This window comes from Achromobacter sp. RT286_PF (genome assembly GCF_059760425.1).
In genome coordinates, this window is record NZ_JCBAMR010000050.1 from 12,774 (window position 1) to 33,030 (window position 20,257).

Annotated in this window: 15 protein-coding genes; 12 read left to right on the forward strand and 3 right to left on the reverse strand. The window is 66.5% G+C overall.

Annotated features, from left to right (window positions below; genetic code table 11):
- Positions 1–85 precede the first annotated feature (85 nt).
- The gene (locus AC6LJY_RS25325) at positions 86–985 is read left to right on the forward strand and encodes an MBL fold metallo-hydrolase (protein WP_498137033.1); all 900 of its coding nucleotides are present in this window, start codon (positions 86–88) and stop codon (positions 983–985) included.
- Positions 986–1,138: 153 nt separating this feature from the next.
- Here AC6LJY_RS25325 and argC read toward each other — a convergent pair whose 3' ends face one another.
- A complete protein-coding gene (gene argC, locus AC6LJY_RS25330; protein ID WP_120155806.1) occupies positions 1,139–2,071 on the reverse strand; it encodes an N-acetyl-gamma-glutamyl-phosphate reductase in 933 nt (310 codons plus the stop codon).
- 127 nt (positions 2,072–2,198) lie between these two features.
- Between argC and AC6LJY_RS25335 the strand changes: the two genes are divergently transcribed.
- Positions 2,199–3,092, forward strand: a complete 894-nt coding sequence (locus AC6LJY_RS25335; RefSeq protein ID WP_046807310.1) for a LysR family transcriptional regulator — start codon at positions 2,199–2,201, stop codon at positions 3,090–3,092.
- Positions 3,093–3,243: 151 nt separating this feature from the next.
- Here the strand turns inward: AC6LJY_RS25335 and AC6LJY_RS25340 are convergent, their stop codons facing one another.
- A complete protein-coding gene (locus AC6LJY_RS25340; protein WP_498137043.1) occupies positions 3,244–4,947 on the reverse strand; it encodes a chloride channel protein in 1,704 nt (567 codons plus the stop codon).
- A gap of 412 nt (positions 4,948–5,359) precedes the next feature.
- Here AC6LJY_RS25340 and AC6LJY_RS25345 point away from each other — a divergent pair, with 412 nt between their 5' ends.
- From AC6LJY_RS25345 to AC6LJY_RS25375, 7 genes are all read left to right on the forward strand, one after another.
- Complete coding sequence (locus tag AC6LJY_RS25345; protein ID WP_104145926.1) at positions 5,360–5,806, forward strand: MarR family winged helix-turn-helix transcriptional regulator; 447 nt, start codon at positions 5,360–5,362, stop codon at positions 5,804–5,806.
- A gap of 135 nt (positions 5,807–5,941) precedes the next feature.
- A complete protein-coding gene (locus tag AC6LJY_RS25350) occupies positions 5,942–7,105 on the forward strand; it encodes an HPP family protein (protein ID WP_498137034.1) in 1,164 nt (387 codons plus the stop codon).
- 162 nt (positions 7,106–7,267) lie between these two features.
- Entirely contained in the window at positions 7,268–8,716 is a 1,449-nt protein-coding gene (locus AC6LJY_RS25355; RefSeq protein ID WP_498137035.1) for a sensor histidine kinase, read from the forward strand.
- Positions 8,713–9,375 carry a response regulator transcription factor gene (locus AC6LJY_RS25360; RefSeq protein WP_498137036.1) on the forward strand — a complete coding sequence of 221 codons (663 nt, stop codon included), beginning with the start codon at positions 8,713–8,715 and terminating at the stop codon, positions 9,373–9,375. Before AC6LJY_RS25355 ends, AC6LJY_RS25360 begins: the two co-directional genes overlap by 4 nt.
- Positions 9,376–9,477: 102 nt before the next feature.
- The gene (locus AC6LJY_RS25365) at positions 9,478–9,966 is read left to right on the forward strand and encodes a GlcG/HbpS family heme-binding protein (protein WP_120157497.1); all 489 of its coding nucleotides are present in this window, start codon (positions 9,478–9,480) and stop codon (positions 9,964–9,966) included.
- A 314-nt stretch (positions 9,967–10,280) separates the two neighbouring features.
- Positions 10,281–11,819 (forward strand): 3-deoxy-D-arabino-heptulosonate 7-phosphate synthase, encoded by a 1,539-nt coding sequence (locus AC6LJY_RS25370; RefSeq protein ID WP_498137037.1) that lies wholly within the window; start codon positions 10,281–10,283, stop codon positions 11,817–11,819.
- A 77-nt stretch (positions 11,820–11,896) separates the two neighbouring features.
- Positions 11,897–13,045: a GGDEF domain-containing protein gene (locus tag AC6LJY_RS25375; RefSeq protein WP_498137038.1), complete on the forward strand. Its 1,149-nt coding sequence runs from the start codon at positions 11,897–11,899 to the stop codon at positions 13,043–13,045.
- A 55-nt stretch (positions 13,046–13,100) separates the two neighbouring features.
- Here the strand turns inward: AC6LJY_RS25375 and AC6LJY_RS25380 are convergent, their stop codons facing one another.
- Positions 13,101–15,347 carry a rhodanese-like domain-containing protein gene (locus AC6LJY_RS25380; RefSeq protein WP_498137039.1) on the reverse strand — a complete coding sequence of 749 codons (2,247 nt, stop codon included), beginning with the start codon at positions 15,345–15,347 and terminating at the stop codon, positions 13,101–13,103.
- A 222-nt stretch (positions 15,348–15,569) separates the two neighbouring features.
- Between AC6LJY_RS25380 and AC6LJY_RS25385 the strand changes: the two genes are divergently transcribed.
- The 3 genes from AC6LJY_RS25385 to AC6LJY_RS25395 all read left to right on the forward strand — a co-directional run.
- A complete protein-coding gene (locus AC6LJY_RS25385) occupies positions 15,570–18,272 on the forward strand; it encodes a type VI secretion system Vgr family protein (RefSeq protein ID WP_498137040.1) in 2,703 nt (900 codons plus the stop codon).
- Positions 18,272–19,111, forward strand: coding sequence for a VRR-NUC domain-containing protein (locus tag AC6LJY_RS25390; protein WP_498137041.1), 840 nt, complete (start codon positions 18,272–18,274; stop codon positions 19,109–19,111). Before AC6LJY_RS25385 ends, AC6LJY_RS25390 begins: the two co-directional genes overlap by 1 nt.
- On the forward strand, positions 19,108–20,257 hold a 1,150-nt coding region (locus AC6LJY_RS25395), incomplete at its 3' end, for a type VI immunity family protein (protein ID WP_498137042.1). The genes AC6LJY_RS25390 and AC6LJY_RS25395, both read left to right, overlap by 4 nt.

Sequence of the window (20,257 nt, forward strand, 5' to 3'; positions counted from 1 at the left end):
ACAGACTCTGGCAAAGACAGGGATAGATCGACGGGATTCACGCCACTAGACTGGCCGCTTCCCTGACCCCACCCTGCGAGCCGCAATGACCCTCTTCCCTTTCGCACGCCGCCTGCTACAGACCGCCGCGCTGGCGCTGTTGATCGCCCCCGTGCTAAATGCCCCCGCCCGCGCCGCCGGCACGGACCTGACGCTGACCCATTTCAACCCGGGCAACGACGCCATCTTTCCGGTGTCTTCCGTCCTGGTCGCCGGCAAGCGCGATGCCATTTTGATTGATGCGCAATTTGGCAAGTCGCAGGCGGAAAAGGTGGTGGCGATGGTGCGTGACAGCGGCAAGACGCTGACCACCATCTACATCAGCCACGGCGATCCTGACTTCTACTTCGGCCTGGACACCGTGTTGGAAGCCTTCCCGGGCGTGCGCGTTGTTGCCACTGAGCCGACCGTGCGGCACATCAAGGAAACCGTTGATGGCAAATTGGCGTTCTGGGGTCCCAAGCTGGGTGCGGACGCGCCGGCCAAGGCCGTGATCCCACAGGTCCTGGCCGGCAACTCACTCGCGCTGGAAGGTCATCAGCTTGAAATCACCGGCCTGGACGGCGCGCAGCCTGACCGCAGCTATGTGTGGATTCCGTCGCTAAAGGCAGTGGTGGGCGGCGTTGTGGTGTTCGGCAATCTGCACGTGTGGATGGCGGACACGCAGACGCCGCAGTCGCATAAAGACTGGCTGGCCACGCTGCAACACATCGAAGCGCTCAAGCCGGTCACGGTCATTCCCGGCCACTACGCTCTCGGCGCGCCGCTGACGCTGGAATCGGTGCGCTACACGCAGGGCTATATCCGCGCCTTTGACGCGCAAACCGCCAAGGCCGCCGACAGCGCGGCGCTGGTCGCGGCCATGAAGGCGCAATACCCGCAAGCGGGCGGCGCCGCGTCGCTGGAACTGAGCGCCAAGGTCGCCAAGGGCGAAATGAAGTGGTAGGCAGGCGCGGGGCAAGCACGCCGCACTGACGACGCGACAGCAGCGTCGCCACCGCAACATTGCCCCAACCGCGTGGCCTTGGCGACGAAGCCCAGGCTACGCGGTCACTGAAAGTGGCTGCGCAGCCCGTGCCCCCATCCCGCGCGGCGGGCCTCAGCGCATCGCCGCCAGCATCAAGTCCAGGTTCTGCACCGCCGCGCCGGACGCGCCCTTGCCCAGGTTGTCAAACACGGCCGTCAACAACACCTGTCCATGCTGCGCGTTGCCATAGACGGCCAGCCGCAGGTCGTTGGTGCCGTTCAGCGCTTGCGGATCCAGATTCGTATGGGTGGCGGCGTCTTGCGGCGCCACCACTTGCACGTGCGTTGTGTCCGCATAGTGCTGTTGCAAGGCGTCATGCAGCTGCGCGATGGTGACGCTGGCGGGCAGCAACCGTAGTTGCAGCGGAATCGTCAGCACAATGCCCTGGCGGAACGCGCCATAAGCGGGCACGAACACGGGCCGCTGCGTCAGCCCGGCATGCGCTTCGATTTCGGGCGTGTGCTTGTGCGCCAGGCCCAGGCCGTACAGCTGGAATGCGGGCTGGGACGCCGCATCGGCGCCTTCGTACGCGTCCACACTGGCGCGCCCGCCGCCCGAATAGCCCGACACGGCATGCACCACCGCCGGATAGTCGGCGGGCACCAGCCCCGCCTGGATCAAGGGCCGCAGCAAGGCGATGGCGCCGGTGGGATAGCAACCCGGGTTGCTGACCCGCTTGGCCCGCGCGATGGCGTCGGCCTGGCCCGCCGCCATTTCCGGAAACCCATAGACCCAACCCGGCGTCGTGCGATGCGCCGAACTGGCGTCGATCACGCGCACGGCGGGGTTCACGACGGATGCGGCCGCCTGGCGCGCCGGCTCGTCGGGCAGGCACAGGATGGCCACATCGCTGGCGTTGATGGCTTCGGCGCGGCGGGCGGCGTCTTTGCGCTCGGCGGCCGGCAAGGTCAGCAAGCGCAGGTCGGTGCGGCCATTCAAACGTTCATGGATTTGCAGGCCGGTCGTGCCTTGGTCGCCGTCGATAAAGACTAGGGGTTGGGTCATGGCTGCTCCGTCAGGAAAAGGAATGGGGGCTGGGTGCAAGCCGTATCATCGACCCGCGCCATGCATAAGAAAAGTCGAATATCATGACCGTCAAATTCATCTTTTCTGAACGACGGAAGATCACCTCATGCGTGAAATCAGCCTAGACCGGCTGCGCACCCTGGTTGCTATTGCCGACCTGGGTTCCTTCGCCGAGGCGGCGCGGGCCTTGCACCTGGCGCCGCCCACCGTCAGCCTGCACGTGGCCGACCTGGAAGCCCGCGTGGGCGCGCCGCTGCTGACGCGCAAGCGTGGCCAGGTGCGCGCCACCGCCATCGGCGACACGCTGCTGGAACGCGCGCGCCGCTTGCTGGCCGAAGCCGATCAGGCGCTGGATGATGTGCAGCGACAGGTGCAGGGCTTGTCCGGCCGCGTGCGGCTGGGCGCATCCACCGGCGCCATCGCGCATCTGCTGCCGCGTGCGCTGGAAACCCTGGGCAAGCATCACCCCGGCATTGACGTGCAGGTGGCGGTACTGACGTCGCAGGAAACCTTGCAGCGCTTGAACGATGGCAGCCTGGACGTGGGCTTGGTGGCGTTGCCGCAACCGCCTATCGATGGCTTGGTGATCAAGCCATGGCGGCGTGATCCGGTCATGGCGTTTTTGCCGGCCGGCTGGAGCGCGCCGGCACGCGTCACGCCCGCGTGGCTGGCCACCCGCCCGCTGATCTTGAACGACGCCACCACGCGGCTGTCGCGCCAGACGGGTGAATGGTTTGCCGCCGCCGGGCTGAACCCGCGCGCGCGCATCCAGCTCAACTACAACGATGCCATCAAGAGCCTGGTGGCGGCGGGCTACGGCGCGACCCTGCTGCCGCACGAAGCCACCGCGCCACAGGCGGACGCGCGCATCATCATGCGCGCGCTGCGCCCGGCATTGTGGCGGCCGCTGGGCATTGCGCATCGAGCCGAAAAAGTGGAACGGTCAACCCAGCATGTGCTGGACGTGCTGTGGCAACTGCGGGCGGCAAGCGGCACGTAGCGACGTAGCGCGTCTGAAAGCGGGACGCGCGCGCAGCTGCGAAAGGGGCGTCTGAAAGCGGGACGCGCGCCCCCTGCGATAGGCGCGTCTGAAAACAGGAAACGCGTCTGAAAGCGGCAAACGCGGCGACGGTCCAAAAGCACAGCAACGGTCAGCAAGCGCGGCGGAAATACGCGGTGCGCCGCGTTTCATCGCGCAGCCGTTGAGCCCGCGCGCGGAACAGGTCGCGCCGGCCCACCAGCCCCAGCAAGCGGTGGTTGGCGCGGTCCACAATTGGCACTCGCCCCACGCCAGACAACGCCATGCGGTCGGCGATGCGGCTGGCCAGTTCGTCCGGATACCCCAGCACCGGCTCGCGCCCGACCAGCGCATCGGCCAGGGTGCGCGTGTCCTCGGCTTCCTCCAACGCCCACGCCAGCGAATCCGCGCGAGTCGCCGTGCCCACGACCACGCCATCGTCGTCCACCACCGGGTAGCTGGTATGCACGTGGCCCAGCGTCGTGAAATGGGCAATGGCCTGCGCCACCGTCATGCTTGCCGCGAAGGTTTCAACGGGATGCGTCATCACCGCTTCGGCGCGCAGCAGTTCGAAGGGATCCACATGGTATTCACGGCTGACGTGATGCCCGCGCCGCGCGATTTTCTCGGTCAGGATGGACCGCTTCAACAGCAGCACGGTCATGCCGTAGGCGAACACGCAGGCCGCCAGCACGGGCAACAACGCGCTCAGGTTGCCGGTGAGTTCGACGGCGAACAGCGTTGCGGTCAGCGGCGCGCGCATGGTGCCGCCCATCATGGCTGCCATACCCACCAGGGCCCAGAAACCGGGATCGGCCTGCGGCAGCCACGGCGTGGCCAGCGCGCCCAGCGCCCCACCAAAAATCAGCAAGGGCGCCAGCACCCCGCCCGAGGTGCCCGAGCCCAGTGCGATGGACCAGATCGCCACCTTGACCACCAGCAAGACCAGCACGGCTTGCAACGCCAGGTCGCCCGCCAGCAGGTGGCGGATGTTGTCATAGCCCACGCCCAGCGCCGCCGGGTCGATCAAGCCGCCGATGCCGATGGCCAACCCGCCGAACGCGGGCCACCACATCCAATGCAAAGGCAATTTTTCGAACAGGTCCTCGGCTGCGTACACCAAGGACGTCAGCACGCCCGAGCCCAGGCCGGCCAGCACCCCCACCGCCGCGCACGCCAGCAGGTGGCCCGGCGTAAAGGACAAGGCGCCGGCATAGGCAAAGATAGGCCCGGCATCCAGCATGAAGGCGCGCGCGGCGGCGGCTACCAGGGCCGCCATGGCCACGGGCAGGAAGCTGCGCGGCTTCCATTCGAACAGCAGCAATTCCACCGCCAACAATATGGCGGCCAGCGGCGTGGCGAAGATGGCCGTCATGCCGGCGGCGGCGCCCGCCACCAGCAAGGTCTTGCGCTCGCCGTCGTCCAGGTGGATGGTTTGCGCCAGCAGCGACCCGATGGCGCCGCCCGTCATGATGATGGGCCCTTCCGCGCCGAACGGCCCGCCGGTGCCGATCGACACGGCGGACGACACGGGTTTGAGCACCGCCACTTTGGGCTGGATGCGGCTCTTGCCGATCAATATGGCTTCCATCGCTTCCGGTATGCCGTGGCCGCGAATCTTCTCGGAGCCGTACCGCGCCATCAAGCCGATGATCAGGCAGCCCACGACCGGAATGGCAACGGACGCCCAGCCCAGCGCACCGGTCGTGATGGGTTGGTCGACAAAGGAAAACTGGCCGTGGTAGGCCAGGTTGGTGCACAGGGCGATCAACCGCAGCAAGGCCCACGCGGCCAGCACGCTGGCCAGGCCCACGGGCACGGCCAGCGCCATCAGCATCACCACGCGGCGGTCGGTGGTGAAGTCGCCCAGGCGGTGGGCGCGGGTGGATGCGCCGGGTTCGGGGCGGCCAGACGTTGGGGCCGATTGGGACGTTGGGGACGTTGGGGACGTTGGGGACGTTGGGGACGTTGGGGACGTTGGGGACGATTCGAACGTTTGGGACGTTTGGGACGTTTGGGACGTTTGGGACGTTTGGGACGATTGGGACGATTGGGACGATTGGGACGATTGGGACGGCGGGGCCAATGGAGACGTCGGGAAAGTCGTAGATGCCGCGGCCGTCGGCAAGGTGGCAGACGCGCGCGATGTTGCGGGCATTGAAGGGGTGGACGATGAAGGCATGGAAGTGCAAGAACGGTTCGGTTTCGCTTATGTATATCGTATCACGACATATATTAGAATTGCGCTTGTGAAAACGTCTCCGTCCCCCACTCCGCTGTCCCCCGCCGACTACGAACTGTTGGCCGACTTTCGCTACGCGCTGCGCACGTTCGCCGCGTTCAGCGAAGGCGCCGCCGCCGAATTGGCGCTGACGCCGCAGCAGCATCAAACCCTGCTGGCCATCAAGGGCACGCGCAAAAACGCGCCCGACCGGCGCGGCCTGTATGTCGGTGAAATTGCCGACCGACTGTTGATCCGGCCGCATACGGCGGCCGAGCTGGTCGGCCGTCTGGCGCGTCTGGACCTGGTCAGCCGCGAGGCGGATCCCGAAGATGGACGCCGCGTAGAAGTCATTCTGACGCCTAAGGCCGAACGCTTGCTGGAAAGCCTGTCGGCCTCGCACCTGGAAGAACTGCGCGCCATGCGGCCCTTGCTAGGCCGCCTGCTGGCGCGCATCGGCGACGACACGGCTTGACGGGCGCCAGGGGCGAGCGTGCCTCCTGTGCCGCCCCTGCCGCCTGCCCTGCCCATAAGTTCATAACCGGCCAACACCGTGCCGCGTGATAAATTGTCGTCCCGCGACATATTTCAAGCACGCGAGGAGATCGTTTTGGGTGTGGCATTAAAGCGCTGGCTGAGCGCATTCGCGCCAGCGCCGGTGGGCGTCAACGGGCGCGAAAAGCTGGTTGGCGTGCTGGGCGCGCTGGTCGGGCTGTTCTGCACGGAATGGGTGGGGCGACACGCGCTGGGCGCGGCCAGCCCCTGGTTCATCGCCCCCATGGGCGCATCGGCCGTGCTGCTGTTTGCCGCGCCGGCCAGCCCGCTGGCGCAGCCCTGGTCCATCATGGCGGGCAACCTGGTGTCGGCACTGATCGGCGTGTTCTGCGCGCAGATGATTCCCGTGCCAGGCGTGGCGGCCGCCGTGGCGGTGGCCTTGTCCATCGGCGCCATGTTCAGCCTGCGCTGCCTGCATCCGCCCAGCGGCGCGGTGGCGTTGACGGCCGTGCTGGGCGGGCCGTCGGTGGCCGCCCTGGGCTATGGCTTCGCCCTGTGGCCCGTGGGCTTGAATTCATTGATCCTGCTGTGCATTGCCGTGGCGTTCAACGGCGCCTTCAAGCGCAACTACCCGCGCCGCCACGCCGACCCCGCGCAAAGCCACCACACACGCGATGCCGCGCCCAGCACCCGCCTGGGCTTTTCCCGCGCCGACCTGGACGAAGCCCTGGCGCAGCGCGGCGAACTGCTGGACATCAGCAAGGAAGACCTGGAAGACATCGTGCTGGCGGCCGAGCTGCGTGCCAGCGTGCGCCGCTTTGGCGACGTTTCGTGCGCGGACATCATGTCGCGCGATGTCGTCACCGTGCAGGAACACGCCCCGCTGGACCACGCCGTACGCCTGTTCGACAAGCATCGGCTACAAGCCTTGCCGGTGCTGGACGCAGCCGGTCGTTACGCGGGCATGGTCGCGCAGGCGGACGTGCTGGCGCGCAAGACGCGTCCGCTGGTCGCCATGCCGGACGGCACCCCTCCCCAAGAACTGCTGGTGGCCGATTGCATGCGCAGCGAAGTGCCCTTCGCCACGCCCGGCCTGCCCGTGATCGAGCTGGCCCGCCCCATGTCGGACAGCGTGCATTGCGTGCCGGTGCTGGACGCTTCGCGCACCTTGCAGGGGCTGGTGACGCAGTCGGACCTGGTGGCTGCGCTGTATCAAATGGCGGTCTCGGCCAGCTCGCAGGCCGAGACCGGCGACCATGCCCCCCAGCGCGCGGCCTGACGCCTGCGTAACCATCGCCTCCCTGACCATCGCCGCCGAAGCCGTCGCCCCCGAAGCCGTCGCCCCCGAAGCCATTGCCCCCGAAGGCATTGCGTTCGTAACCCACGCCTCCGTAACCCTACGGATGTCGGGGCGCGCTTGCCGCAAGGCATAATTTCAAGCGTGAATCCCTTATCGCGCTCCCGCGCCCTCCTCTGCTGGCTGGTTTTGTTCTTGCTGGGTGCCGCCTGGATCGCCCGCCAGGAATACCTGGACCAGCACGACCGCTTCTTTCAAAGCACCAGCATCGCCCAGCGCATGCTGAGCCAGAAGACCGTGCAACACGAGGCCGTGCTGGCCACGCTGACGGCCCTGTCGCATCCGCCCACCCCCGAACGTCTTTACCCCAGCCTGCACCCGGCCATGCCGCAGCTGCTGGGCTTGGGCTATCTGGCCGATGGCGCGTGGGCCGGCAGCCTGCCGCCGCCACCGGATCTGTCCGCCGCCGTGACGCGCGCCACGCAGTTGGGCCGGCCGGTGACATTGCCGCTGGACGCCGCCCGCTACTGGCTGATCGCGCCGTCCAGCTGGAGCCTGTTGATCGATGCCCGCCAACTGGTGCCGCCCGCCGACTTCCCGCCCAACCTCAGCAACCTGAGCCTGTTGGTGGATCAGCGCCCGCTGGCGCTGCTGGACAAGCAGCCCGAGGACGCGCGCGGCTTGCCCATGACGCTGCAAAAGCCGCTGGGCGCGACCAGCCAACCGTTTCAGATGCGCAGCAGCCGCACCCTGACGCCGTCTTATTGGCCCTGGACGGCATGGACCGCGTGGGCGCTTGCCAGCGCGCTGCTGGTGGCCGGCGCCGCCGCATGGCAGCGTTCCCGCGCCGAAGCCCGCCGCCAGCAGGAACAGGCGCGGCTGGCCGCCATGGCGCGCCTGGGCACGCTGGGCGAAATGGCCGCCGGCATCGCGCATGAATTGAACCAGCCCCTGACCGCCATCCTGGCGCAGACGCGCGCCGCCCAACGCCTGCTGGACGACGAGGACGAGCGCCCCGCCGTGCGCCACGCCCTCTTGGCCAGCGCCGAGCAGGCCAAGCGCGCGGCCGACATCATCAGCCGCATGCGTGCGCTGGTCCAACCCCGCCCGCCCGCGCGGCGCGAAGCGCTGGACCCCGACGCGCTGGTGGCGGCGCTGCGATTTCTGCGGGAAAGCGAACTCGCCCGGCAGGGCATCCGTCTTGTCTGGCACAACGCCAGCCCCGGCGCGCGGCCGCTGGGCGACCGCGTAGCGCTGGAACAGATTCTGCACAACCTGGTGCAAAACGCCGCCGACGCGCTGGCCGGCACTGACGGCCCCCGAGTGATCCAGCTGGAAGGTCGGCTGGACAGCCGCGCCACGGGCGACGTCTACCGGTTCAGCATCAGCGACAACGGCCCCGGCATTGCCGCCGACGCACTGCCGCGGCTGTTCACCCCGTTCTACACCACGCGGGAACAAGGCATGGGCCTGGGGCTGGCCTTGTGCGAAACGCTGGCCGGGTCGATGGACGGCAGCGTGGCCGCGCACAACCTCAAACCCTCGGGCGCGTGTTTCACCGTCAGCCTGCCTTGCAACAAGAGCCCCGCATGAACCTCGCACCCAACCCTGCGCCCAACCGCACGCCCGAACTGTCACCCCGGGTGTACCTGGTGGACGACGACGACGCCGTGCGCGACGCGCTGGCGCTGCTGCTGCGCAGCGTGGGCCTGGCCAGCAGCGGCTTTGCCGACCCGCAGGCCTTTTTGTCGGCGCTGCCCGCCAGCGCTATCGGTTGCGTCGTGCTGGACATCCGCATGCCCGGCATCAGCGGCCTGGACGTGCTGAGCCGCCTGGCCGACCAGTCCGACCTGCCCGTCGTCATGTTGACCGGCCACGCGAATGTGGACCTGTGCCGCCGCGCCTTCAAGGGCGGCGCCATGGAGTTCCTGCAAAAGCCGGTGGACGATGACGTCTTTTTGGACGCGGTGCAGGCCGCCGTGCGCACGCATGTGGCCAGCCGGGAAAGGCTGGCCGTGACGCAGGCCGCCGCCGACCGGCTGGCGCGCCTGTCCGGCCGCGAACACGAGGTGCTGGAACGCATCGTGCGCGGCATGAGCAACAAGGAAATCGCACGGGAATTCGACTTGTCGCCCCGCACCGTCGAAACGTATCGCGCCAACGTCTTCGCCAAGCTGGAAGCCGACTCGCTGGCGCAACTGATCCGCCAATACGCCACCCTGCTCGACGAGCGCGCGCCAGGGCCTCCGTAACCCTACGGAGGCGCGCGCGTAGTCGGGCGTATACCGCGCAACGCCGGATTTGGCCACACTGACTGCTCCTACCGAACGCTCTGAAATCAAAGGATGCAGACCATGAACCGTGTCACCCTAGCCACCCTGTTGTCCACCCTGGCCTTTGCCGGCGCCGCCCACGCTGCCGTACTGACGGAAAGCAACCTGTCGATGGCCGATGCGCAGAAGCTGGCCACCGCCACCGTCGCCGCCTGCCAGGCCAAGGGCTATAACGTCAGCGCTTCGGTTGTGGACCGCGCCGGGCTGCTCAAGGCCTTTGCCCGCGCCGACAACGCCGGCCCGCACACGATCGAGGCCAGCCGCGCCAAGGCCTTCACGGCGGTGTCGGCCAAGACGCCCACGCTGACGATGATGGAAAACGCGCAAAAGAACCCCGGCGCCGCCAACCTGACCGACATCCCGGGCTTTCTGCTGCTGGGCGGCGGCGTGCCGGTCAAGGCAGGCAGCAACGTGATCGGCGCCATCGGCGTGGCCGGCGCACCCGGCGGCAACCTGGATGCGCAATGCGCCGACACCGTGCTGGAAGAGAACGCCGCGCTGTTCAAGTGATCGACGGCGGGCGCGGTCCAGGCGATCCGCTCAAGTAATCGACGGCGGGCACAGTCCAGGCGATCCGCCCGCGTTTCGGGTTCTGGTTTCGGTTCTCGGTTCTCGGTTCTCGGATCTCGGTTCTCGGATCTCGGGTTTCGGATCTCGGGTTTGGGATCCCGAATTTCGGATTTCGAGTTCGTGTGGTCGCGGGTTCGTGGGGTCGCGGGTTCGTGGGGTCGCGGGTTTCCGGGTGGCGATTGGCGCGCGCGGCGTCAACAGGCTAGGCTTACGGGCGCCCCATCAGAAAAACGCCCCGATCGCCCTAGCCTCCCATGCCCTTGCCGCCGCGCCCCGCCTTGCTGGACGAAACGCTACGCATCGTCGCCCGACGTTATCGGGTGCCGGCCACCCTGGCCGGCGACACGGACCCAACCGTGTCGTCCCAGCGCCATTGCGCGACCCGCCTGGCCGTGGCCATCGATCAGGCCCGCCAGGCCTTGGCCAGCGCCACCACCCCGCCGGCCTCGGTCAAGCAGTGCTTTATCGACGCGCTGGCCCAACTCATCCACGAAGCCATGCGCCCTGACCAGGGCGACCCTGCCATCCAGGCGATGGTGCTGCGCCACCAGGCGCCGCAGGTTCGCGAATACGCATCCCTGTCCGCTGGGGCCGAGGCCGACCGACGCGACGTAGTCGCCGCCGTCAACGCCATCGCCCACCCCGCCAAGCTGGAACGCATGCCCGCGGGCGCGCTGCGCACAGTGTTGGCCCGGCTTCAGGCGGCTGCCTCTGCCGCGTCCTGGCCCGCGCTGGCGACTGCGGTGGCGCAACTGGAATCGCTGCGGGGTGCAGCTAGCGACCCTGGCAAAGACCTTGCCGACGGCCCGGCCAATGCCCCTGACAACACCCCAGCTAACGCCCCTGACAACGCCTCGGCCACCGCCCCTGACAACGCCCCAGCCACCGACCCCGCCAACGACCCCGCCCTGGCGCGCAGCCTGTCCCGCTTGCGCGACGGCGCCGCATTGGAACGCTTGCAACGCCTGGACGAGCTGGCCCTGGATCCGGGGGTACGGCGCTACCAGGCGTTATGGAACCGCAACGGCCCCCGCTCGGGCAGCCCCGGGGCCGTGGCACAAGGCGTGGCCGCGCAGCAGCGCGGCGCGGCGGTCGAAGCGCGCGCCTCACAGGCGCTGCAAGCCCTGGCAGACCGACTCAACGCGGGGCCGGACGGCAACGCCGCCTACCGCGTGGTGACCTCAATGCGCGTGCCGCCCGCATTGCCCGGCGATGCCGACCGCGCCAAAAGCGAATGGGACGCCGCGCTGCTGCGCCGTGTGGATGCGCCAAACGTGCCGAACGCGCCCGCCGCCCCGCCCGCCGCCTGGGACGTCTGCCTGCTTGTCGAAGCCAAGGCTTCCGTGGACGCCGCCAGCACCGACTTCGCCCGGCTGTTGCGCGGCCTTGCGCGCCTGGCACAGGCCGAGCCAGGCGTGACGTATCCGTTTCACACCCACCAGGGCCCCGTGCCGATACGCGGCGCGTCCCTGGCCGCCTTGCCCACCGGCGACACCGACCTGTCCCGCGCCGTGCTGTATTGCAGCGACGCGCCGGCCGACCCCGCGCCGCGCCTGCTTAACGCCGCCTGCCGCATGCAACTGCTATCCGCGCCCGCAAGCGTGGCCTACGCCAGCGAGCTTGCCCAAGGGCGGCCGGCCGACACACGCGGGCTGCAAGCCGTCTGGCAGTCGTTGTTGACATCGCCCCAGTGGGCGGGCGTGTTGAATCAGTACCCGCAGCTGTACCTCGTGCGCGAGCTGATGGTGCATGCCGATGACCTGTTGGCGGCCGCGCAACAGGCTGCGATGTAACCGTCGGCGCTGCTTTTTTTCCCCGTAAAATCCCGCAGTCGGCAACACGTGTCGGCACTACGCTGATACCCGCCGGGATGCACGTCGATCTCTACACCCTTTATTTCCTAGTCATCGGAACGCTGCTTGCCAGCGCCGGCATGACCTATTGGGAACACCGGACCAACGCCAAGCGCGGCAAGCAACTGCGGCTGCTGGCCACGGGCTTTGCCACCATCGCCGTCGGCTGTACCGGGGTGGTGCTGCGCGGGTATCTGCCCGCCTGGCTGGGCCCGGCCTTAAGCAACCTGATCATCCTTGGCGGCTATCTGCTTGTGCTGCAAGGCGTGGCCGCCTTCAACGGCCGGCGCTATCGCGGCGGGTCGGTGGCATTGCTGGTCGTCATGGCATTGATCTGGGCTATCGCCGGGACCCGTTGGCAAGGCCTCGTCTGGGCCTACGTCAGCGCGGCGCCCATCGCCATCGCTTCCGCGTTGACCGCCTGGGAAATGTGGCGCTGCACGCCCATGAAGGCGCTGACGCCGCGCCGCTTTGTCGTCGGCATCGCCGGCATCCATGCGTTGTTCTACGCCTTTCGGGCGCTGATCCTGCCCTGGCTCGTTGCCCGCCACGGGGCGTCCGTGCAGAGTGCGGCCAGCAGCATCACGATGTACGAAGGCGTGCTGTATTCCGTGTTGCTGCCCATGGCGTTGCTCAAGCTGGTGCGCGAAGAAGCGCATGGCCAACTGCTGCTCGAATCGCAGACCGACTACCTGACCCGCCTGGGCAACCGCCGCTGGTTCTTCGAGGAAGGCGCGCGGCTGCTGCGAACCAAGGGCGCACAGCAGCCGGCCGCGGTGCTCGCCTTCGACCTGGACCACTTCAAGTCCATCAACGACCGCCACGGCCATCAGGCAGGCGATCAGGTGCTGAAGACGTTTGCCGATATCGCCCAGGGCGAGGCCGGAGCGGGCGTACTGCTGGCCCGCATCGGTGGCGAGGAATTCGCCGCCTTGCTGCTGGGAGACGACGCGCGCCGCGCACAAGCGCTGGGTGAGACGGTCGCACGGCGCTTCGCCGAATCTACGTCCGAACCCGGCGACCGCAGCGCAATCCGCGCCACGGTCAGCATCGGCCTGGCGTCTTACGAATGTGACGTGCCGCCGCTGGCCGACAGCTTGGCGGCGGCCGATCGCGCGCTGTACCGTGCCAAGGCAATGGGCGGCAACCGGCTGGAACTGGCGTAGCGCCCGCGCGCCGGTAAAGATAGCGGGCGTAGCGCTACCTCGCTTGCCCCCCTCCTTATCGCGCAGCGGGAATCAAGCGGATGTGTTCGCTGCCGTCGCGCTCCAGCTGCGCCACCAGCCCCAACTCCCAATCCAGGTACTCCCGAAATCCTTCGTCGCGCGCCGACAGGTCTTCAAAAAGATAGGGGCTGATGCTCTGATCGTCATCGCCGGTCAGCACACCCGCCGCGCCGGTGTCCAAGGCCAAACCCTGCGCCTTCCAGGCCCGGGTTCCGCCCAGCAGATACTGCACCGCGTGCTTGCCGCGCCACGCCAATTCGGCGGCCACCACGCTGGCCAACACGCCGTCGGACGACGTCAACACCACGGTGCGATGATCGTCGGGCGACAGGAACTGCGCCAATCTGTCCGGCGCTGCAAAGCGCGCGCCCGGCACATGGCCGCGCTCGTAGGCCACGCGCGATTCCACGTCAAACACAATCACTTCATCCGCATCCAGTGCCGCGCGCAGCGCCTGTGGCCGCACGCTGGCCGCCTCGGGCCGATGGCGCAACACACGGCGCGGCTCGGAACCGCTTTGCAGCGCGGCCCACGCCGGCGGCTGATACAGATAGACTTCCACCGCGCCCAGTTGCGCCAACCATGCGCCCGTCGTCAACGCCCGCACGCCATCCCAATCCGCCAGCACCACGCGCGCGCGGCGGGTCGCCAGATAGTCGTCGGTGGCCTGCACCAGTTGCCCGCCCGGCGCCCAGCGCCAGCCTTCCAGGTGCCCCGTTTCGTATTCCTCGCGCGTGCGCACATCAAACTTGTACAGCGTGCGCGTGTCCTGCTCGGCCTCAAAGGCGTGCAAGGTCGCCGCATCCACATAGCCGATGCCGGCGCGCTGCGCGACATCGCGCGCCTGCTGCCGCGCCGCATCCCGCGCGGCTTCGCCCGGCTCGGGCAAGGCCGCGTGGCGGCCATAGGCCAGCTCGCGGCCGGACAGCAGCCACTGCATCGTGCCATTGCGCAACGAGGCCACCCGGTTCGGAATGCCCGCGTCGATCAGCGTCTGCGCGCCCACGATACTGCGTGTGCGTCCCGCGCAATTGACGACCACGAACGTGTTCGGGTCCGGCGCCAGCTCGCGGATGCGATAGACCAGTTCAGCGCCCGGCAGGCTGTGCGAGAACGGCAGCGTGAAGTGATGGAATTCCTCGGGCGTGCGGCTATCGACCACGACGATATCGTCACCGCGCGAGATGCGTTCGTGCAGCTCGTCCACATCGATCCAGGGCGTTTGCTTTTCATGTTCGATGACTTCGCCGAACGCCTTGCTGGGCACGTTGGTCCCGGTAAACACCTCCAGCCCGGCACGCGCCCAGCCATCCGTGCCGCCTGCCAGCACGGACACGTCCGACCAACCCAAACGCGTCAGCTTGGCGGCGGCCAGATGCGCCTGCGATTCGTCGTCGTCCACCAGCACAATGCGGGTGTCGCGCCGGGGCACCAGCCGGTCGGCCAACACTTCAAGCCGCCATAGCGGCGCGGGCACGGCGTACAGCAGATGGCGACGGGCATAGCGGCCCGCCTCGCGCACATCCAGCACGGCGATCTCGGCGTCGCCGCGCAGCGCCTCTTGCAAGGCGTCGGGCGACACGCGCGCGTGGTAAATGGCGGCCGGCGGCGAGAACGTCCGGTACGTGCCGCCGGCCGTGCTTTCGAACACCACCCGACCGTGCAGCCGGTCCAGCGCCAGCCCGTAGAAATGCAGGTGCGCGCCGGCCTCGTCGCCGATCAGTTCAATGGTGTGCACATCGTTCGGCCCCAGCACGATGGAACTGCCCGGCCCCACGTCCACGCGGCGCACATGGGTCAGCGCGTCACGCAAGGGGTCGGCCGTGGGCGCGCGGCGATAGACCTCGTTGCGCTCGTTGCCGTGCACGCCGGCAATGATGGCCCAGGTGGTGTGGTCGTGCGGCGGCTGGGCCTTGCCGGCCTCGCCCAGCGACAGGTAGAGCGCATAGCCGCCGTCCACGTCTTCCGCCAGGCGGTAGAGCGTGCCGGGACGGCCCGGTACTAGCGGAAATTCCTCTGCCGGAAACAAGTCGCGTCGGCTGCCCAATGCCTGCAACAAGGCGGCTGCCTCGGCCAGCTGCTGGGGCGAGGCGCGTGCCGCGTCGGGCACGCGCTTGCGCACGTCGGCGATGAATTCGCGCACGGCCTGCGCGCGCTCGGTGTGCTTGCCGGTGGCCGGGCTGGCCGCTTGGCTGGCCGCTTGGCTGGCCGTTTGGCTGGCCGTTTGGTAAGAGGTGCTCATGAGGTGACCCGCAGTGTCGGATAAGGGAATGGCTGAGGCTACGTGCCCCGTGCGCCGCCGACAACGTAGAAATGCGTCTATGGATATGCGAACCGTTGTCGCACGGGTTCCGGCGCGCCCTATCTGGAATCGCCCGGCCCGAAATTTCAGAGAAGTTCTATAGACGGCCGGGTGGCGGCCTGCGCAAGATGATCAGTCAACCTGACTCGTCCGGAGGCGCCTGTGTCATCGCACGCGAACGATTTTCGTTTTAGTTTTACGCCCGCCAGTGGCGCGGCATTCGACGTCATTGAATTCACGCTGGACGAGGCGCTGTCCGAGACGTATCGGCTATGCGTGGAGTTGTCCAGCTTTGATCCCGCGGTGGATTTCGGCGCGCTGCTGGATCAGCCGGCGCTGTTCACGATATGGCGCGGGGCGGTGGCTGTGCGGCACGTGCACGGCGTCGTCACTGAATTTGTCCAAGGCGACACGGGCTTTCGGCGCACGCGGTATCGGCTGGTGCTGGAACCGTCTTTGGCGCGCGCCGCGCTGTGTTCCGATTGGCGCGTCTACCAGCATCTGTCCGCGCCCGAGATCCTGGCTGACGTCATCAAACGGCAGGGGATTACCGATTACGAACAGGTGACGACGCAGGAACACCTGCCGCGCGAATACTGCGTGCAGGCCGGCGACACGGACTTGGCGTTTATCGATAGGCTGGCGGCCGAGGAAGGCTATTTCTATCGCTATGCGCATTCGGAGCATGGGCACCGCCTGATTCATGGCGACCGGATTTATATCCACGGCGAGATCGCGGGCGGGCCGGTGGTTTACAACCCGATGCCGGGCGGCGATCAGGCAGATCCCGCGTTGCATCGGTTTTCTTATGCCGAGCGCGTGCGCACCGCCGTGCAGACGCAGCGCGACTACACGTACACGCATCCGCGCTATAGCCAGGAACATTCGCCGGTTGCATCAGATCTTTCTCATCAGGATGCCCGCTACGAACGCTACGACTATCCCGGCCGCTACAAACGCGACGAGGCGGGTCAGCCGTTTACCCAGACGCGCTTGCTGGGCCGCCGCCGCGATGCGCGCGTGGCACTGGTCGAAGGGGATGACGCGCGCCTGGTTCCTGGCGTGGCGTTCGATCTCGTGGGCCATCCTCGTGAAGACTGGAACCATGGTTGGCGACCCGTGCGGATGCAACATCGGGGCGTACAGCCGTCGAGCCAGGAAGAAGACGGGTTCGGAGCCGAATACGGTCAGCAAGGCGGGCTGGATCATGGCCCGATGCACCGCTCGGAATATCGCCCGGAGCACGGCACACAATACCGCTACACCGCTGAACTGGTGCCCGACAAGGTCGATTGGAAGCCCGAGCCCTTACCCAAACCCCGCATCGACGGCCACCAGATGGCGACGGTGGTCGGACCGCCCAATGAAGAAATCTATTGCGACGAGTGGGGCCGCGTCAAAGTCCAATTCCCGTGGGATCGCGTAGGCGAGCACAACGAACATAGCTCGTGCTGGATTCGCGTATCGCAGAACTGGGCCGGTGCGCAGTGGGGCCACATGGCGATACCTCGCATCGGACAAGAGGTCATCGTGCAATTCGCAAACGGCGACCCGGACCAGCCGCTGATAATCGGCAGAACTTTCCGGGCGACCAATCTGCCGCCCTATGAACTGCCACGGCACAACGTCCTGAACACCATCAAGAGCAAGGAATTCAGGGGCGATCGCGCGAACGAATTGCGGCTGGATGACACGTCCGCACAGATCAGCGCGGCGTTGATGAGCGAACACGGCGACACGCAGCTGCATCTGGGGTATCTGACGCATCCGCGTCCAAGCGGTGGGCAAGCTCGCGGTGAAGGGTTCGAACTGCGCACGGATGAACATGGAGCGCTGCGGGCGGCGAAGGGGTTGTTGCTGACGGCCGAGACGCAACTGCACGCCAAGGGCGGGCAGTTGGATAGATCCGATATCGTCGCGGCTTTGCAAGCGGCGCTGGAACTTGCCCGCAACCTGGGGGATTACGCCGAGAAGCATGAAGGCGTCGCCCACGACGCCCAGCCGCAGCAGTCACTATCGGATGCGGTGCGCGACCTGGGCCACGGCGCCAACAACCAGTCGGACGGTAGCGGCCTAGGCGACGTTGGCGCTATCGCGCTAAGCGCCCCAGCCGGCATCGCCGCCGCCACGCCGGCAAGCATCGTATTGTCGGCCGGGGGCAATGTGGACAGCGTCGCGCAGCAGCATCAGCAGGTCAGCGCGGGCGACAAGATCGTGCTGAACGCGGGCGGCGATGTAGGCCTGTTCTCGCAAAGCGGCGCGCTGCGCCAGATCGCGCATCAAGGCGAAATGCTGCTACAGGCTCAGCACAACGCCATTCGCATCCAGGCCGATCAAAGCGCGGAAATCACGTCCAGCAAGCAACACGTGCTGGTCGCCGCCGACAAACACATCACGCTGTTGTGCGGCGGGGCGACGATCAAGATTGCCGACGGCAACATCGAACTGGGCATGCCGGGCACGTTTACGGTGAAAGCCGCCTCGCACAATTTCTCAGGCCCAGGCGGCCAAAGCGCCGCCCTGCCCGTCTTCAAATCCCCCGACGTCGCCGCCGGCGACTACGCCGGCCGGTTCCGCCTGCACAAGACCGACAACCGCCTGTTCGAACGTTATCGGTACCGCGTCATGACAGGCGCCACGCTGCTCCTGGAAGGAACCACCGACAACGACGGCGCGACGGATTTCCTGGACACCCCGCGCGCCCGCGACGTGCAGACCTACAAGACGATCATGCGTGAGGACCAGAAGATCCCAGACGACCCTGGGCAGCTCGCCGAGCGTGTCGACAACATCAATCCGCATCACGCCGAGCACGGACCGATGGACGAAGCCTTTCTGGATTCCCACGTTGAAGGAGACCTCTGATGGCCGCCCCCGCCGCCGCAGCCGCCCTCGTCTGGGGCTACCGAGCCTATCGCGCCTACGCCGCGCACGAAACGGCCCAAACCGCCATTGAAACCGCCCAAACCGCGGCGCAAATCAATGAGCGCAAGAAGGAAGTCCAAGCCATTCTTAAAGACACGATTCAGAACATGAAGGAAGAAATCGACGTCAAAAGTTCCACGTTCGTGCGCACTGGCGGCAACAGCACCGTGTCGCGCGGACGTAGCGAAAACGTGACGTACCGGCAGTACATCGAACGCAAGATCCCCTTTCGGCCAGTGATCAGCACGGTATGCCAATGGGCGCTGAAGTCCCCGTTGACAGTGCCCCGGCGTCTGCGCAAGAAGATCCGGGGCGAATTCATCGACACCACGATAGATATCGCACTGAAACAAACCACCGCGTCGTTGGTGTTTGAAGTGGTTGATGACTTGTTGAAATGGGAAAGCCCGCTCAAGGCGGAGCCGGTCTACGACGGCACGTCTTACAAGGCGATGCTGGGAGAGCCTTCCACACGTCCGAAGCGCATCAGCGAGGTATTCCCCTTCTGGCCCCGCCCTAAGGGCAGCCTGGCCCCGGATCTTGTAATCGTTGAATACAGGCAGCAGCCGTTTGAAGTGGGCAACGTGTTCGCGGCGGTGGAAATCAAGTTTCCGAAGGACTGGGTAAAGCGCGACCAAATGAAGGACTACGTCAGCCTGATGGGCGGTGACGTCCAAAAGGTTGTGCTGCTTCGAGTACCGGAAGACTGCACCGGAGCTTCCGGCTCGGCACGCACATCCGGCACAAAACCAGGCCATTCAAGCCGGAGCGGAAAATGAGTACTACCCACCCATTGATCGACGATCAGGATCTGGCCGGCATGATCGAAGACCTGAAAAAATGGCCGAACACTGCCATTCACAACGGGTCTTTTGAACTGTCTGTCAGCCCGTTTCTCACCTTCTATTTCAACTACGACCGCGATCAATATCAGCGCACAACGCTGGACCTGATCGACGTGCACGAGTCGTTTGAAAGCCTGTTAGGCCATCCTTACACGGTCGCGACACACCCACGTTCAGAAAGACCCCATCGGTACGGCTCGGAGCGCCTGGGCGAACTGCGAGACTGGGCCCGGAAAACTCCCGTAGACAAGAATTTCACCGTCAACTTTACGGACGAAGCCGAACACAAAAGCTCGCCCACCCATGGCGCATATCTATGGAGAGCTTCCGACTGGGGCGGTGGCGACCAAAACTATTCATCGCTTCAGCTCTATTTTCGATGGCGCTGGTGGTTGGCCAACAAAGAGGCGTGGCGGCAATTCGTCCTTGACGCCATCGCTCGGTTAAAGCCGGCTCAGGTCTACAGCGGCTTTGCGATGGCGAACCCGCTGGAGTTTGGCATGCGCTCGGAGGTAGCCGTGTGGGATCGGGCGCTGACGCCGCATTTCTATGGCTTGGACACGGATGACACGTTCGGCATGACGTTCATGCCACAGCTGCCTGCCGGCATACGCCCGCCCACCTGGGGCTTCTTTCTGTCCGACATTTGGCGCGAGAAGCTGGACATCTCGCGCGACGAGGTTGTTGCCCAGCTTTCCGATCCCCGCATCCGGATCGACACCCTCAGTTGCGGCCAATGGATAGAACTCGGTCCGCAACCGGAACTGTATCCCGTCGAAGAAGGTGTGCCGGAACTACCCGTCATGCTTAACCACCTGCTGCGCCGCATCCGGCACCCGCAACTCGATCTCGTGGGCTCCGGCGAATGGGATGGCGACCCCAACGAGCGCTTCGATCGTCGCGACACGCAGCGTTGGCTGGCCCGGTTTGACGACGACAGTGATTGGCCGACTCCTGAAATTCGAGGCCGCACCCCGGGCCCGGCGCCTGCCGAACCCACCCCCACCCATGTTGTCGTCGGCGAAGACATCCCGTCGGACGGCTGGTGGTACACGCTGGCAAAGACAGGCTCGCGCCAGT